13 protein-coding genes are annotated in these 14,899 nt (G+C 74.2%); 8 read left to right on the forward strand and 5 right to left on the reverse strand.

All coding sequences use genetic code 11. From position 1 onward, the window contains the following. Positions 1-106 precede the first annotated feature (106 nt). The 3 genes from ACFU74_RS15570 to ACFU74_RS15580 are packed head-to-tail and all read right to left on the reverse strand — an operon-like array spanning position 107 to position 3,572. Positions 107-1,411 (reverse strand): dihydrolipoamide acetyltransferase family protein, encoded by a 1,305-nt coding sequence (locus ACFU74_RS15570; protein WP_380756752.1) that lies wholly within the window; start codon positions 1,409-1,411, stop codon positions 107-109. A gap of 5 nt (positions 1,412-1,416) precedes the next feature. Further along, positions 1,417-2,436 carry an alpha-ketoacid dehydrogenase subunit beta gene (locus ACFU74_RS15575; protein ID WP_380756697.1) on the reverse strand — a complete coding sequence of 340 codons (1,020 nt, stop codon included), beginning with the start codon at positions 2,434-2,436 and terminating at the stop codon, positions 1,417-1,419. Further along, the gene (locus tag ACFU74_RS15580; RefSeq protein WP_380756699.1) at positions 2,436-3,572 is read right to left on the reverse strand and encodes a thiamine pyrophosphate-dependent dehydrogenase E1 component subunit alpha; all 1,137 of its coding nucleotides are present in this window, start codon (positions 3,570-3,572) and stop codon (positions 2,436-2,438) included. The genes ACFU74_RS15575 and ACFU74_RS15580 overlap by 1 nt, the downstream gene beginning before the upstream one ends. A 163-nt stretch (positions 3,573-3,735) precedes the next feature. Here ACFU74_RS15580 and ACFU74_RS15585 point away from each other — a divergent pair, with 163 nt between their 5' ends. Continuing rightward, positions 3,736-4,182, forward strand: a complete 447-nt coding sequence (locus ACFU74_RS15585) for an Lrp/AsnC family transcriptional regulator (RefSeq protein ID WP_380756701.1) — start codon at positions 3,736-3,738, stop codon at positions 4,180-4,182. A 53-nt stretch (positions 4,183-4,235) separates the two neighbouring features. Here the strand turns inward: ACFU74_RS15585 and ACFU74_RS15590 are convergent, their stop codons facing one another. Further along, positions 4,236-4,820: a TetR/AcrR family transcriptional regulator gene (locus ACFU74_RS15590; protein WP_380756703.1), complete on the reverse strand. Its 585-nt coding sequence runs from the start codon at positions 4,818-4,820 to the stop codon at positions 4,236-4,238. A 124-nt stretch (positions 4,821-4,944) separates the two neighbouring features. Between ACFU74_RS15590 and ACFU74_RS15595 the strand changes: the two genes are divergently transcribed. The 3 genes from ACFU74_RS15595 to ACFU74_RS15605 all read left to right on the forward strand — a co-directional run bounded on the left by ACFU74_RS15595 (position 4,945) and on the right by ACFU74_RS15605 (position 9,687). Then, the gene (locus ACFU74_RS15595; RefSeq protein WP_380756705.1) at positions 4,945-6,213 is read left to right on the forward strand and encodes a hypothetical protein; all 1,269 of its coding nucleotides are present in this window, start codon (positions 4,945-4,947) and stop codon (positions 6,211-6,213) included. Positions 6,214-6,338: 125 nt separating this feature from the next. Continuing rightward, positions 6,339-8,039: a phenylacetic acid degradation protein PaaN gene (paaN, locus tag ACFU74_RS15600; protein ID WP_380756707.1), complete on the forward strand. Its 1,701-nt coding sequence runs from the start codon at positions 6,339-6,341 to the stop codon at positions 8,037-8,039. Positions 8,040-8,193: 154 nt separating this feature from the next. Beyond that, positions 8,194-9,687 carry an FAD-dependent monooxygenase gene (locus tag ACFU74_RS15605; protein WP_380756709.1) on the forward strand — a complete coding sequence of 498 codons (1,494 nt, stop codon included), beginning with the start codon at positions 8,194-8,196 and terminating at the stop codon, positions 9,685-9,687. 39 nt (positions 9,688-9,726) lie between these two features. Here the strand turns inward: ACFU74_RS15605 and ACFU74_RS15610 are convergent, their stop codons facing one another. After that, positions 9,727-10,293: a CGNR zinc finger domain-containing protein gene (locus ACFU74_RS15610; protein ID WP_380756711.1), complete on the reverse strand. Its 567-nt coding sequence runs from the start codon at positions 10,291-10,293 to the stop codon at positions 9,727-9,729. A gap of 307 nt (positions 10,294-10,600) precedes the next feature. Here ACFU74_RS15610 and ACFU74_RS15615 point away from each other — a divergent pair, with 307 nt between their 5' ends. The 4 genes from ACFU74_RS15615 (at position 10,601) to ACFU74_RS15630 (ending at position 14,879) form a co-directional block, all read left to right on the forward strand. Then, positions 10,601-11,623 carry a hypothetical protein gene (locus ACFU74_RS15615; RefSeq protein ID WP_380756713.1) on the forward strand — a complete coding sequence of 341 codons (1,023 nt, stop codon included), beginning with the start codon at positions 10,601-10,603 and terminating at the stop codon, positions 11,621-11,623. 200 nt (positions 11,624-11,823) lie between these two features. Beyond that, positions 11,824-12,291: a VOC family protein gene (locus ACFU74_RS15620; RefSeq protein ID WP_380756715.1), complete on the forward strand. Its 468-nt coding sequence runs from the start codon at positions 11,824-11,826 to the stop codon at positions 12,289-12,291. A gap of 42 nt (positions 12,292-12,333) precedes the next feature. Then, positions 12,334-13,248: a pyridoxamine 5'-phosphate oxidase family protein gene (locus tag ACFU74_RS15625; protein ID WP_380756717.1), complete on the forward strand. Its 915-nt coding sequence runs from the start codon at positions 12,334-12,336 to the stop codon at positions 13,246-13,248. A 266-nt stretch (positions 13,249-13,514) separates the two neighbouring features. Beyond that, complete coding sequence (locus ACFU74_RS15630; protein ID WP_380756719.1) at positions 13,515-14,879, forward strand: peptidoglycan-binding protein; 1,365 nt, start codon at positions 13,515-13,517, stop codon at positions 14,877-14,879. The last annotated feature ends 20 nt before the right edge of the window (positions 14,880-14,899 follow it).

Consider the following 14,899-nt stretch of genomic DNA (forward strand, 5'->3'; position numbering starts at 1 on the left):
TAATCGGGCGACGCCCGCACACCCCCCCCCGGACCGCGATACTCTCCCCCCCCCGCGTCGCTCGGGGTGGCGGGTGGGCCACCGGGTGCGACGCGCAGCGGTCCGCTCAGAGCCGTCGCAGCAGCATTCCCGGCTGCTCGACGCAGTCCGCGACGAACCGCAGGAACCCGCCCGCGGTGCCGCCGTCGCAGACCCGGTGGTCGAAGGTGAACGACAGCTGGGTGACCTCGCGCACCGCCAACTCCCCCCGGTGGACCCAGGGTTTGGCGACGATCCGGCCGACCCCGAGCATCGCCGCCTCCGGGTGGTTGAGGATCGGGGTGGAGCCGTCCACCCCGAACACCCCGTAGTTGTTCAGGGTGAAGGTGCCGCCGGTCAGCTCGGCCGGGACGATCGACCCGGTCCGCGCCGCCTCCGTCAACCTGCCCAGCTCCACGGCGAGTTGCTCGGTGGTGCGGCGCTGCGCGTCACGCACCACCGGGACGACGAGGCCGCGCTCGCCCTGGGCCGCGAAGCCCAGGTGCACCGCCGGGTGCCGCAGGATGCCAGAACCGTCCTCGGTCACACTGGAGTTCAGCTCGGGGAAGCGCTCCAGGGCGACGGTGCAGATCCTGGCCAGCAGCGCCAGCACGCTCACCTTCGGTCCCTGAGCGGCATTCAGCTGCCGCCGCAGGGCCATCAGTTCGGTGGCGTCGGCGTCCACCCAGCAGGTCGCGGCGGGGATCTCCCGGTGGCTGCGGCCGAGCTTCTCGGCCACCGCCCTGCGCAGCCCGCGCAGCGGGACGACCTCCCCGGCGACGGGCACCGACGAGACCGGCGCCGCGACCGGAGCGGAGACCTGCGCCGCGACCGCGCGTTCGACGTCCGCCCGCACGATCAGCCCGTCCGGCCCGCTGCCGGTGACCGACGCCAGGTCGACCCCCTGCTCCCTGGCCAGCCGTCGCACCAGCGGCGAGATCACCGGCGGGACGGCCCGGGCAACCGGCGCCGCCCTGGCCACCGGAGCCGCCGCCCCGGCCGAGGTCCCGGCGCCGACCCGGCGCCGCCGTCCGCTCCGCCCCGGTTCGGCGACCCCGTACCCGACCAGCGGCCGCTCCACCTCCGCCGCCCGCACGGCCGACGCCGCCACCGCCGCCACGGCAGCGAGCGGCTTCCCGCCCTCGCCCGGCGCCACCGCGACCGTCACCAGCGGCGCGCCGACCGCGACCTCCTGGCCCACCTCGCCGAACAGCGCGGTCACCACCCCGCCGTACGGACAGGGCACCTCGACCACCGCCTTGGCGGTCTCCACCTCCACCACCGGCTGGTCGACCGCGATCACCTCGCCGACCTCGACCAGCCAGCGCACCACCTCCGCCCCGGTGAGCCCCTCACCGAGGTCGGGCAGGGTGAACTCGCGCACGACGGGCATCATCCTCAGTCCTCCCACTGCAGCCGGGCGACCGCGTCCAGGATCCGGTCCACCCCGGGCAGGTGGTGGTGCTCCAGCATCGGCGGCGGGTACGGGACGTCGAAGCCGGTGACCCGCAGCACGGGCGCGGCCAGGTGGTGGAAGCAGCGCTCGGTGACCCGGGCGGCGACCTCCGCGCCGGTGCCGCCGAAGCCGCCGGCCTCGTGCACCACCACGGCCCGGCCGAGCGAGCGCACCACCCGGCAGACCGTCTCGTCGTCGAACGGCACCAGGGTGCGCAGGTCCAGCACCGCCAGGTCCCACCCCTCGGCCTTCGCCACCTCGGCCGCCTCCAGGCAGACCGGCAGCGAGGGGCCGTAGGTGATCAGCACGGCGGAGGTGCCGGTGCGCCGCAGCACCGCCCGTCCGACCGGCTCGACCGGGGCGGCCGGGTCGAACTCCGCCTTGCCCCAGTACATCCGTTTGGGCTCCAGGAAGACCACCGGGTCGTCCGAGGCGATCGAGGCCCGCAGCAGCCCGTAGGCGTCGGCCACCGTGGCGGGGGTGACCACGTGCAGGCCCGGGGTGGCGGCGTAGTACGCCTCGGAGGCGTCGCTGTGGTGCTCGACGCCGCCGATGCCGCCGCCGTACGGGATGCGGACGGTGATCGGCAGCGGCAGCCGGCCGGCCGTGCGGTTGCGCATCTTGGCGACGTGCGAGAACAGCTGCTCCAGCGCCGGGTAGGCGAAGGCGTCGAACTGCATCTCCACCACCGGCCGCAGCCCGTACATGGCCATGCCGACGGCGGTGCCGAGAATGCCCGCCTCGGCCAGCGGGGTGTCCAGGCAGCGGTCCGGGCCGAACTCGGCGGTCAGCCCGTCGGTGATCCGGAAGACGCCGCCGAGCGCGCCGACGTCCTCGCCGAGCACGTGCACCGTCGGGTCCTCGTGCATGGCGTCGCGCAGCGCCGCGTTGAGGGCCTGCGCCATGCTGGCGGTACGGGCGCCGGCGGCGGGGGAGGCGGTGGGGGAAGCGGCCGTGGACATCAGTGCTGCACCTCGGCCTCGGCGGCCAGCTCCTCGGCCAACCGCGCCGCCTGCTCGCGCAGTTGCGGGGTGGGCTCGGCGTACACGTGGGCGAACAGGGACATCGGGTCGAGCTCCGGGTCGGCGTGGAACTCGGCCCGCATCCGGGCCGCGAGCGCCTCGGCCTCGTCGGCCGCCTCCTGCACCAGGGCGTCGTCCAGCAGCCCGAGACCGCGCAGCGCGCGCTCCATCAGCAGGACCGGGTCGTGCTCGCGCCAGGCCGCCACCTCGGCCTCGGTCCGGTAGCGGGTGGCGTCGTCGGCGTTGGTGTGCGCCTCGGCCCGGTAGGTCAGCGCCTCCACCAGGGTCGGGCCGCCGCCGCCGCGGGCCCGCTCGACGGCCTCGGTCAGGACGCCGTGCACGGCGGGCGCGTCGTTGCCGTCCACCAGCCGGCCGGGCATCCCGTAGCCGACGGCCTTGTGGGCCAGTGTCGGGGCGGCGGACTGCGCGCTGAGCGGGACGGAGATCGCGTACCCGTTGTTCTGCACCAGGAAGACCACCGGGGCCCCCAGCACGGCGGCGAAGTTCAGCGCTTCGTGGAAGTCGCCCTCGCTGGTGCCGCCGTCGCCGAGCAGCGCCAGCGCGACCACCGGGTCGCCGCTCAGCCGGGCGGCGTGCGCCAGCCCGACGGCGTGCGGGCCCTGGGTGCCCAGCGGGGTGCAGAGCGGGGCGGTCCGGCTGGCGCGCGGGTCGTAGCCGGTGTGGGCGTTGCCGCGCAGCAGGGTGAGCGCCTCCAGCGGGTCCACGCCCCGGGAGACCACGGCCAGGGTGTCGCGGTAGCTCGGGAACAGCCAGTCGCGCTCGCCCAGCACCAGCGCGGCGGCGACCTGGCACGCCTCCTGCCCGGTCGAGGCCGGGTAGACGGCGAGCCGGCCCTGCTTGGTGAGGGTGGTGGCCTGCTGGTTGTACCGGCGGCCGACGACCAGCCGGCGGTACAGCTCGCGGAGCAGGGCGGGGTCGTACTTCTCCAGCGCGGGGGTACCGAGGACCCGGACGGGAGCGGGGTCCGGGAGCAGCGGGGACGGGTCGGTGCGGGGGGCGGTGGCCCCGGGCAGCCAACCGGGCACGGCCGTGTGTCTGTGGTCGAGAACGGTCATCTCGGGCACCTCCGGGGGTGGTGGGGGCTCCCTACCGATTGTTCGGTCGTCTGTTCATCTTGACCAGAAGCGTGCGAAGGTGGTGGACAATCGGCCCGGGTGGCGGTCGACTGGTGGCAGTGCGTCCAATCGGCGGGGGTGGGGGGTCATGTCGGCTGAACAGATGTCCAGACTCGACCGGGTGGACCGGGCGATCCTGCGGCTGCTGCAGCAGGACGGCCGGGCCTCCATCCGCTCGGTGGCCGAGCGGGTGCACGTGTCCCGGGCGAACGCCTACGCCCGGATATCCAGGATGGTCGAGGACGGTGTCATCCGCGGCTTCACCGCCAGGGTGGACCACGAACGGGCAGGTCAGGGCGCATCCGCCTACATCACCCTGAAAATCGTCCAGAACTCCTGGCGCACCGTGCGCGAGCAACTGCTGGCCCTGCCCGGGGTCGCCCACATCGCCCTGGTCGGCGGCGACTTCGACGTCCTACTGCTGGTGCACACCGCCGACAACCGCGCCCTGCGGGAGCTGGTGCTGGGCAGCATCCAGTCCATCCCCCAGGTCCTCGGCACCCGCACCATGCTGGTCTTCGAGGAGACGGACCAGGTGCCCCCCGACTAGGCCCGGTCAGCGCCCACGGACCGAAGGGGCGTGGGCGCGGGCGTGCCGGGAGGCTAGCGGGCCCGCAGGCCGTCGAAGGCCAGGTGGACCACCGCGTCGGCGACGCCGTCGGCGGACTTGAGGCCCGGCCGGTACCACTCCACGATCGAGTTGATCATGCCGAAGAGCAGCCGGGTGGCCAGCCGCGGTTCGACGTCCGCCCGCAGCGCGCCGTCGGCCACGGCGGCCCGCAGCAACTCGGCCACCTCGTGGTCGAACTCCCGGCGGCGCTCCAGCGCCCACTGCTCGGTGGCCGTGTTGCCGCGCACCCGCAGCAGCAGGGTGACGTACGGCAGCTCCGTCAGCAGCACCTCGGCGGTCCGCCGCACGACGTGCTCCAGGCGCTCCACCGCCGGTCCGTCGACCGCGCCCGGCTCGGCCAGGATCGCGAACAGCCCGTCCAGCGCCCGCCCCACGGCGAGCCGGAGCAGCTCCTCCTTGCCGCGCACGTGGTGGTAGATCGACGACTTGGAGATGCCGGCCGCACGCGACAGGTCCTCCATCGAGGTGCCGTCGTAGCCGCGCTCGTTGAAGACGTCGACGGTCACCGCGAGCAGGGACTCCACGGTGTAGGCGGTACGCGTGGTGTGATCGGCCATCCTCCGAGTATCCCCGCCCGCCCCGTCCCGACCGCGCCCGGGTACCTTGGTCCACACCAAATCCCGGCGGCAGACCCTAGACTCGGCGGACGATCCGTCCGAGACCGAGCAGGTGGGGTAGTCGATGAGCGCAATACCGGCAGTCGAATCCGATCTGCCCGAGCAGCGCAGCGGCGCGTCGACGGCCGGCCCCGCCGCCGACTGGCGCGACCGCACCCGTGACCTGGTGCTCCGCTTCGGCCCGGCCGTGTGGTGCTACGCCGTGCTGAAGCTGCTCGGCTTCACCGTCTTCATGAAGCTGCTCTCCTTCTCCGGGGACTACCTGGAGAAGCACCCCCGGTTCGGCGGCGGCACCAACCCCTGGGACGTGCTGGCCAGCTGGGACGGCTGGTGGTACCAGCAGGTCGCCCAGTTCGGCTACCACCCGGCGCTGGTGCCGGTGCCGGGCGGCACCCCGGGCTTCACCATCGAGCAGAACTCGGCCGCGTTCTTCCCGCTCTACCCGGGCCTGATGCGGCTGGTCTCGGAGATCAGCCCGTTCGGCCTGTACGGCGCCGGGATGCTGGTCTCGGTGGTCGCCTCACTGTTCGCCGCGGCCGGCATCTACGCCGTGGTGGACAGGATGGCCGGCCCGCGCGCTGGCGTGATCGCGGCCGGGCTGTGGGCGATCGCCCCCGGCGCGGGCGCCGAGTGGGCGCTCTACTCGGACTCGCTGTTCATCGCGCTGGCCGCCTGGGCCTGCTACTTCACGATGACCAAGCAGTGGGTGACGGCCGGGGTGATCACCCTGATCGCGGGCCTCAACCGGCCCACCTCGGCGGCGCTGATCGGCGCGGTCGGCCTGGCCGCGCTGGTGGAGCTGTACCGGCGGGAGAGCGGGGTGCTGCGCCCGCTGGCCGCGATGCTGCTGGCCCCGCTCGGGCTGCTCGGCTACGTCGGCTGGGTGGGCTGGCGGATGGGCGACTGGGGCGGCTACTTCACGCTCCAGCGGGACGCCTGGCTGCACTACTTCGACTGGGGCCAGGGCACCTGGAACGCGATCCGCGGCGTGCTGCTGGGCCGCAACGACTACCCGTTCGCCTACCACACCACGGACATGCTGGCGACGCTGCTGGTGCTGAGCCTGCCGGTGCTGATCGTGCTGCTGGTCCGGCTGCGCCCCCCGCTGGTGCTGACCGCCTACACCCTGGCGACCATCGTCTCGGTGCTCGGCAGCCTGGGCATCTTCGGCAACACCTCGCGCTACCTGCTGCCGGCCTTCCCGCTGCTGATCGCGCTAGCGGTGGCGATGCGGAAGCTGAGCTGGCCGGTGCTGGCCGGCGTGCTCGGCACCGGCGCGCTCGCCTCCGGCTGGTACGCCGGCTACGTGATCTTCGAACTGGGCATCCCGTAACCGCCGCCACCCCAGGAAGCGCGTCCGGACCGGAACGGACGCGCTTCTCTTTTGCCCTCTTGAGCCGACCGATCGTTCGGTTACTCTGTGACGTGTCCCGTCCTCCCCTCTGAGGAGCGCACACCATGTCCGCAGCGGTCACCCACCCCCACGTCGCCGAGCTCGTCGAACGCCACCGGGTCACCCTGGAGGCCGCCGTCGACGCCGCCGCCAAGCGCGACTACTGGTCGCCCTACCCCGAGTTCCCCAAGGCCTACGGCGAGAGCGGCGCCGCGGACGGCAAGGCCGCCTTCGACTCGTTGCTGAACCGGCCGTTCGAGCTGCCCGGCCACCCCTCCGACGGCGACCTGGTCGGCGGCGAGGCCTCCCCGTACGGCCTGGAACTGGGCATCGGCTACCCGCACGCCGGCCCGGACGCCCTGATCGCCGCGCTGACCGCCGCCCGCCCGGCCTGGGCCGCCGCCGGGCCGCTCGCCCGCGCCGCCGTCTGCCTGGAGATCCTGGCCCGGATCAACGCCCGCTCGCACGAGTTCGCCAACGCCGTCATGCACACCACCGGCCAGGCCTACCCGATGGCCTTCCAGGCCGGCGGCCCGCACGCCCAGGACCGCGGCCTGGAGGCCGTCGCCTACGCGTACACCGAGCAGACCCGGCTGCCGGAGAGCGCCGGCTGGACCAAGCCGCAGGGCAAGCGCGACCCGCTGGTGATGACCAAGGAGTTCACCGTCGTCCCGCGCGGCCTGGCGCTGCTGATCGGCTGCAACACCTTCCCCACCTGGAACGGCTTCCCCGGCCTGTTCGCCTCGCTGGCCACCGGCAACCCGGTGCTGGTCAAACCGCACCCGCGCGCCGTCCTGCCGCTGGCGCTCACCGTCCGCACCGCCCGCGAGGTGCTCGCCGAGGCCGGGTTCGACCCCGACCTGGTCTGCCTGGCCGCCGAGCACGAGGGCGGCACGGTGGCCGCCACCCTGGCCGTGCGCCCGGAGATCAAGCTGATCGACTACACCGGCTCCACCGCCTTCGGCGACTGGCTGGAGGAGCACGCCCGGCAGGCCGAGGTCTACACCGAGAAGGCCGGCGTCAACACCGTCGTCGTCGACTCCACCGGCGACTACGAGGGCATGCTGAACAACCTGGCCTTCTCGCTCTCGCTGTACAGCGGCCAGATGTGCACCACCCCGCAGAACCTGCTGATCCCGCGCGGCGGCATCGACACCGACCAGGGCGCCAAGTCCTACGACGAGGTGGTCCGCGACCTCGCCGCCGCCGTCGAGGGCCTGCTCTCCGACGACGCCCGCGCCACCGCGATCCTCGGCGCCGTGGTCAACCCGGGCGTGCTGCAGCGCTCGGCCGCCGCGGCCGGCGGCGAGTACGGCGAACTCGCCCTCGCCCCGCGGGCGGTGGAGCACCCGGAGTTCCCCGGCGCGACGGTCCGCACGCCCGCGCTGGTCAAGCTGGACGCCGACAAGCCGGACGACCGCGCGGTCTACCGGGGCGAGTGCTTCGGCCCGGTCTCCTTCGCCGTCGCGGTCGAGAACACCGCCGCCGCCGTCGAGCTGCTGCGCGACACCGTCCGCACCCGGGGCGCGATGACCGCCTCCGGCTACACCACCTCGCCCGAGGTCGAGGCCGCCCTGGTCGAGGCCGCCCTCGACGCCGGCGTCTCGCTCTCGCTCAACCTCACCGGCGGGGTGTACGCCAACCAGACCGCCGCCTTCTCCGACCTGCACGGCACCGGCGCCAACCCGGCCGCCAACTCCGCGTACTGCGACGGCGCGTTCGTCGCCAACCGGTTCCGCACCGTGGAGGTCCGCCGCCACAGCTGATCGCCCGTCCGCCCCGGGGGCGGCCTTCGCCTCCGGTCCCCGGCCACTCGCCGGGGACCGGAGATTCACAACGCCGCTCCCGGGCGGCGATGATGGGGGCGGGGAAACGCCACACCCGGCGTCCAGCCGCTGTTCGAGCACCGGGAGCTGACACATGAGCGAGAAGCAGACCGTCACCGACGTCATCGTGGTCGGCGCCGGACCGACCGGACTGCTGCTGGCCGGCGACCTCGCCGCCGCCGGGCTGGACGTCACCGTGCTGGAGAAGCGCGCCGCCGAGTCCAACCTCACCCGGGCCTTCGCCGTGCACGCCCGCAGCCTGGAGCTGCTGGACGCCCGCGGCCTCGCCGACGAGCTGATCGCCACCGGCGCCCCGCTCGGCCACCTGCGGCTCTTCAACAAGCTCCGGGTGGACCTCACCGACCTCCCCAGCCGCTTCCCCTTCGTGCTGATCACCCCGCAGTACCGCACCGAGCAGCTGCTGCACGACCGGGCGGTGAAGGCCGGCGCGACGATCCTGCGCGGCGCCGAGGTGACCGGCCTGCACCAGGACGCCGACGGCGTCACGGTCGAGACCGTCGAGGACGGCGCCGCCACCACCCGCCGGGCCCGCTACGCGGTCGGCGCGGACGGCGTCCGCTCCACCGTCCGCGACCTGCTCGGCCTGCCCTTCCCGGGCGAGTCGGTGGTCGAGTCGGTGCTGCTGGCGGACGTCCGGCTGGAGCGCGAGCCCGCCGAGGCGATCACCGTCGGCGCCAACGAGCACGGCTTCTCCTTCCTGGTGCCGTTCGGCGACGGCTGGTACCGGATCATCGCCTGGGACCGCGCCGAGCGGTTCGCCGACGGCACCCCGCCCCCGCTCGAAGTGATCACCGACATCGCCCGCGAGACCCTCGGCGAGGACTACGGCCTGCACGACGTCCGCTGGAGCTCCACCTTCCACAGCGACGAGCGGCAGGTCCCCAACTACCGCTCCGGGCGGGTCCTGCTGGCCGGCGACGCGGCCCACTGCCACTCCCCGGCCGGCGGCCAGGGCATGAACACCGGCCTCCAGGACGCCGCCAACCTCTCCTGGAAGCTCGTCGCCGCCGTCCGCGGCCGGTCCACCGACGCGCTGCTCGACACCTACCAGACCGAGCGGCACCCGGTCGGCCGAACGGTGCTGCGCACCTCCGGCGCGCTGATCCGGCTGGCCCTCGCCCAGTCGGCGGCCACCCGGGCGCTGCGCGGCGCGCTCGCCTCGATCGCCGAGCACGTCGACCTGGTCGTGGAGCGCGGAGCCCGCACCATCTCCGGCATCGGGATCGCCTACCCGGCGCCCAAGGACGCCCACCCGCTGGTCGGCAAGCGCGTCCCGGACCTGCGGCTGACCGGTCTGGAGCCGCCCCGCGAGGACGGCCCGGCCGCGCCGCAGCGGCTCTACGAGGCCCTGCGGGCCGGGAAGTTCGTGCTGGTCAGCAATGACCAGGTGACGGCCGCCGACCCGTGGTCGGACCGCCTGGTCACCGCCGCCCCGGCCGACCCGCACGGCAAGCTGCGCGACACCGTGCTGCTGATCCGCCCGGACGGCTACGCCGCCTGGGCCGCCGTCGACCCCGGCTCCGGCGAACTGCGCGCCGCCCTCACCGAGTGGCTCGGCGAGGCCTGACCCACCGGGCCGGCCCCGGGCGGACGGACCGTCCCGGGGTCAGCCCTTCGCCTTCTCGTAGTGCCGGGCCGCCTTCGCCCGGTTGCCGCACACCGCCATCCGGCACCAGCGGCGGCGGCCGTTCTGCGAAGTGTCGAAGAAGTGCAGGATGCAGGCCTCGTGCGCGCACTTCTTGATCCGCCGCGGCCCCTGGGCCAGCAGCCCCAGGAAGTCGTCCACCACCAGCCAGGCGGCCAGCCGGTGCGGCTCGTCCACCTCGACCCGGTCCACCGGCCCGTCCGCCGAGGCCTCCCGCCGCACCCGCCCGTGCCGCAGCACGGCGTCCAGCCCGGCCAGCTCGCCGGCCCCGGGCAGCCGGCCCGCGTCCAGCTCGCGGACCGCCGCCGCCAGTGCCTCCCGGGCCTCCCGCAGGGCGCCGAGCCCGGCCTCGTCCGCCGCGCACCGCCCGGCGAGGCCGGCCGAGGAGAGCCAGATCGCGTAGCCGTCCGGCAGGGCGAGCAGGTCGTTCACCGGCACCCCCGCCCAGCGGGTGTTCAGCAGGTCCAGCGCCAGTGGCTCACCGAGCAGCGGGCGCGGGTCCCGCGGGTCTGCTGTCCGCTCCGTCATCGGCACTCCCAAGCTCTCGAACGGCCCCCGAGTCTACGTCCGGCCCCGCCCGGGCGGTTCCTGGCCGGAACAGGACAGTGGACCGGCCGGATCCCGTCGGCCGCCCGGGGAGCGGGCGGTGTGTTTCCGTACTGTTTCAAGATCGCTCACCCGGCGGCCCACCGCCTGTGACCACTGTCATCCGCACGACTGATGACGTAGCCTCTCGACCGTGCATAGGGTTCCCCACAGCTCGGCGAGGCCGTTGACGGCGCGTTCCGGCGCCGCTCCGGGTCTGCCGAACCCGCTCGGTGGGGAAGGTAACCACATGGCCTCACAGCACCCCCAGGACGCACGACTCAGACTGGTCGGGCCGCACCAGGACACACCCGCGCCCGCTTCCCGGCCACCCGCTCCGCCGCTGTCGCCCGCCCCGACGCCCGGACGCCCCAGCCCCACCGGCGGCTTCGCCGACACCCTGCACGTGGCGATCGAGGCCAGCGGCCTCAGCCTGGACCGGATCCGCGCCGCGCTCGCCCAACGGGGCGTCAGGGTCAGTGTCACGACGCTGAGTTACTGGCGGCGCGGACGCAGCCAGCCCGAGCGCGCCAGCTCGCTGCGCGCCGTGCACCTGCTCGAGGAACTGCTCGGCCTGCCGCACTCCACGCTGTCCGCGCTGCTCGGCCCGCCCCGCCCGCGCGGCCGCTGGGCGGCCAACGCCACCACCAGCCACCTCCGGCTGGAGGACGTCTGGCCGGGCGAGCAGGAGATCTCCGACCTGTTCGCCGAGCTGGACGCGCCGCCGGCCGGCGAGCTGGAGCGGCTCTCGGTCCACGACTCCTACTACGTGGACGCCGACCGCCGCGGCAACCTGCTGCGGCTGCGCCAGGTGGTCCGCGCCACGGTGTCCGGGGTGACCCGCTGCCTGGTGGTGCACAAGGCCGACGAGGAGGCCACCGGCTGTCCGGAGATCACCGGTGTGCGGCACGGCCGGCTCGGCCGGGTGCGCCGCCGACCGGAGGCCGGGCTGATCGTCGGCGAGGTGATGCTGGACCGCCCGCTGGGCCTCGGCGACAGCACCGTCTTCGAGTACGAGGTGGAGATCCCGTCCGGCGGCGCCCAGACGACCGAGTACAGCCGCCGCTTCGCCACGCCGGTGCGCGAGTACGTGCTCCAGGTGCACTTCGACCCGGCGACCGTGCCGGTGCACTGCGAGCGGTACGACCGCGACCCGGGGGCGGACGTCGACCGCCGCCGCGAGCAGCTCTGGATCGGCGCCTCGGCCAGCGCCCACGTCCTCGCCCCCGACCAGCAGCCGGGTCACATCGGCATCCGCTGGGAGTGGGAGTAGCCGCACCGCGGCCCGGCGCCCGCGCGCCCGCTCCTCCGCACGTCGCCTCCACCTCCTTGTCATGGCAGAGCCATATCCGGGAAACCTAACCATTGAAACGAATAATACCGGTTGACCTTCGCCCAGTCTAACCATTACCGTCCTCTGAAACGGTTAAGTGCGGCGCCCTCGGAGCGCCCCGACCACGGGAGTGACCAGGCATGTCCGGCACCATCAGCAGCACCCTGCAGACCGGCCACGTGGGACTGAACGTCACCGACCTGGCCCGCTCGACCGCGTTCTACCGCGGCGTCCTCGGCCTGGAGCTGGTCAAGGAGGGCACCGACCCCGGGCACCGCTTCGCCTTCCTCGGCCGCGACGGCCGCCTGGTGCTGACCCTCTGGCAGCAGAGCGAGGGCACCTTCCCCACCGGCGCGCCCGGGCTGCACCACCTCTCCTTCCAGGTCGACTCGCTCGACGAGGTGCGCGCCGCCGAGGCGGTGCTGCGCGAACTCGACGCCTCCTTCGCCTACGACGGCGTCGTCCCGCACGGCGAGGGCGCCGCCTCGGGCGGGATCTTCTTCACCGACCCGGACGGCATCCGACTGGAGATCTACACCCCGGCGGGCGTCGACGCGACCGGCGCCGAGGCCCCCGCCGGGTCGGCCCCGACCTGCGGGTTCTTCTAGGTCCCCCTTTCGGATCACGGCGACCGCGAGGGAGGCACCGCGATGACCGCCGCCACGCCCTACCACCCCGGCGAACGGACCGTGCAGGACCGGGCCGGACGGACGGAGCGCGCCGACCACTCCGGCCGGGCCGTCGGCAGCACCGTCCCGGCCGTGGCCGCCCGCTTCCTCACCGAGCGCCGGGTGCTGGTGGCCGGCGCGGCCGACGCCGACGGCCGACTCTGGGCCACCCAGCTCAGCGGCCCGGCCGGCTTCCTGCGGGCCGCCGACGAGCGGACCGTGACGGTGGCCGCCCGCCCGGCCGGGGACGACCCGCTGGCCGACGCCCTGGCCGGCCCGGCCGAGGTGGGCACCATCGCCCTGGACCCGGCCGGCCGGCGCCGGATGCGGGTCAACGGCCGCTCCGTGCCGGACGGCCGGGGCGGCCTGGTGATCAGCGCCGACCAGGTCTACGCCAACTGCCCGAAGTACATCCAGCGCCGCGCCCCGGCGGACCGCCCGGAGGCCGGCGCCCCGCGCCGGGTGGCGGCCGGCACCACGCTGAGCACCGCCCAGCAGCTGCTGGCGGCCACCGCCGACACCTTCTTCATCGCCACCGCCGGGCCGGACGGCCGGATGGACGCCTCGCACCGCGGCGGCAACCCGGGCTTCCTGCGGGTGCTCGGACCGGACCGGCTGCGCTGGCCCGACTACGCGGGCAACAGCATGTTCATGACCCTGGGCAACCTGGAACTCGACCCCAGGGCCGGGCTGCTGGTCCCGGAGTGGGAGAACGGCGGCGCACTGCTGATCACCGGCGAGGCCAGGACCGACTGGAGCGGCCCGGCCGCCGCCGGCCTGCCGGGCGCCGAGCGGGTGGTCGACCTGACCGTCACCGGCGTCGTCGAACTGGCCGATGCCACCCCGCTGAGCTGGACCGTCCCCGAGTACTCGCCCGCCAACCCGCCCATCCGCTGAAGCCTCCGTCACCTGACGCCGGATCGGTCCGACGGACCACCACCACCGCCCGGTCCGACCGCCCCTACCGCCTTCCGCCGGCACCCGCCACGCCCGGGCCGCCGAACGGCCGTCACCCGTTCGGCGTAACCCACCGTGACGATCATGCGCCCGGTTTGGGACTTTGGTCCCGATAACACGCGGTGTGCCCCTGGGAAGGACCGTGCTGTCACGCCGTCAGCGGCCTGACCGGCACCGTCCCCCACAGGAAAGACAAGAGGCGGAGAATGACCCGAACCGAGCAGCTGACCCCCCTGTTGGAATTCGACGAGGTGGAGCCGGACGAGGACTGCATATGCGGGGGCTGCTGCGCCCGCCGCCGGGCCCGGATGCGTGCCGCTCCGGTGCACGAGGGCGGACACGCGGCAGCCCGCAGCGTCCGCCGCCGGGCCGCGGTGCTGATGGCCGCCGTCGGCACCGCCCTCGGCGGCGGTGCGGCCGGCGCGGCCACCGCCGTCGCGGCCCCCGCCCCGACCCCGGGCGGCTCGAACAGCCCCCGCAGCGAAACCCCGCAGGGCGAGGTCAGCGGCCTCTACGGCGACTCCCCGAACGCCCGCTCCTTCGCCGCCCCGCGCGCCGCGTCCGCACCGGTCACCCGGGCCCAGATCATCGAACGGGCCCAGCGCTGGGTCGACCAGAAGGTCCCGTACAGCATGAGCCGCTACTGGTCGGACGGCTACCGCCAGGACTGCTCCGGCTTCGTCTCGATGGCCTGGGGACTGGGCAGCAGCCAGACCACCTGGACCCTGCCGAACTTCGCCGACCGGATCACCAAGGCCGACCTCCAGCCCGGCGACATCCTCGTCTACAACAACCCGGCCAGCCCGCAGTCCGGTTCGCACGTGACGATCTTCGGCGGCTGGGCCGACTCCTCCCGCACCCGCTACGTCGCCTACGAGCAGACCTCCCCGACCACCGTCAAGCGTTCCACCCCGTACGCGTACTGGAACAACTCGGCCTCCTACGTCCCCTACCGCTACAAGGGACTCTCCGCCGGCGGGGGCGGCAACCAGGGCGGCTCCTCCTCGACGGCCTTCCCGGGCGCCGACAAGTTCGGCCCGGGGGCCAACAACGACCACGTCACCACGCTCGGCCGGCTGCTGGCCCAGCGCGGCGGCGGCCGGTTCTACAGCGAGGGGCCCGGCCCGCGCTGGAGCGAGGCCGACCGGCGGGCCACCGAGGCCTTCCAGCTCGCCCAGGGCTGGCGCGGCGCCGAGGCGGACGGCATCCCGGGCAAGGCGACCTGGGACTACCTGGTCAACGGCAAGGGCCGCAACATCGACGGCGGAACCCCGCTGCCGCCCCCGCCGGTGAACCCGCCCGTGACGCCTCCGGTGAACCCCGGCACCGGCGTGCCGGCCTTCCCGGGCGCCGACAAGTTCGGCCCGGGCGCCGGCAACGACTGGGTGCGCCAGCTCGGCGAGCAGCTGGTCCGCAAGGGCTACGGCCGCTACTACACCCAGGGCCCCGGCCCGCGCTGGACGGACTCCGACCGGCGCAATGTGCAGGCCTTCCAGGAGGCCCAGGGCTGGCGCGGCGCGGAGGCGGACGGCTACCCCGGCCCGGACACCTGGAAGCGGCTGTTCTCCTGACGGACCGCCACCACCGCTCC

The sequence above is a fragment of the Kitasatospora sp. NPDC057500 genome (genome assembly GCF_042802195.1).
GTDB lineage: Bacteria > Actinomycetota > Actinomycetes > Streptomycetales > Streptomycetaceae > Kitasatospora.

Coding starts and splice junctions, on each gene's coding strand:
- ACFU74_RS15570 (WP_380756752.1), bottom strand. CDS start 1,411: ATGCCCGTCGTGCGCGAGTTCACCCTGCCCGACCTCGGTGAGGGGCTC.
- ACFU74_RS15575 (WP_380756697.1), bottom strand. CDS start 2,436: ATGTCCACGGCCGCTTCCCCCACCGCCTCCCCCGCCGCCGGCGCCCGT.
- ACFU74_RS15580 (WP_380756699.1), bottom strand. CDS start 3,572: ATGACCGTTCTCGACCACAGACACACGGCCGTGCCCGGTTGGCTGCCC.
- ACFU74_RS15585 (WP_380756701.1), top strand. CDS start 3,736: ATGTCCAGACTCGACCGGGTGGACCGGGCGATCCTGCGGCTGCTGCAG.
- ACFU74_RS15590 (WP_380756703.1), bottom strand. CDS start 4,820: ATGGCCGATCACACCACGCGTACCGCCTACACCGTGGAGTCCCTGCTC.
- ACFU74_RS15595 (WP_380756705.1), top strand. CDS start 4,945: ATGAGCGCAATACCGGCAGTCGAATCCGATCTGCCCGAGCAGCGCAGC.
- paaN (WP_380756707.1), top strand. CDS start 6,339: ATGTCCGCAGCGGTCACCCACCCCCACGTCGCCGAGCTCGTCGAACGC.
- ACFU74_RS15605 (WP_380756709.1), top strand. CDS start 8,194: ATGAGCGAGAAGCAGACCGTCACCGACGTCATCGTGGTCGGCGCCGGA.
- ACFU74_RS15610 (WP_380756711.1), bottom strand. CDS start 10,293: ATGACGGAGCGGACAGCAGACCCGCGGGACCCGCGCCCGCTGCTCGGT.
- ACFU74_RS15615 (WP_380756713.1), top strand. CDS start 10,601: ATGGCCTCACAGCACCCCCAGGACGCACGACTCAGACTGGTCGGGCCG.
- ACFU74_RS15620 (WP_380756715.1), top strand. CDS start 11,824: ATGTCCGGCACCATCAGCAGCACCCTGCAGACCGGCCACGTGGGACTG.
- ACFU74_RS15625 (WP_380756717.1), top strand. CDS start 12,334: ATGACCGCCGCCACGCCCTACCACCCCGGCGAACGGACCGTGCAGGAC.
- ACFU74_RS15630 (WP_380756719.1), top strand. CDS start 13,515: ATGACCCGAACCGAGCAGCTGACCCCCCTGTTGGAATTCGACGAGGTG.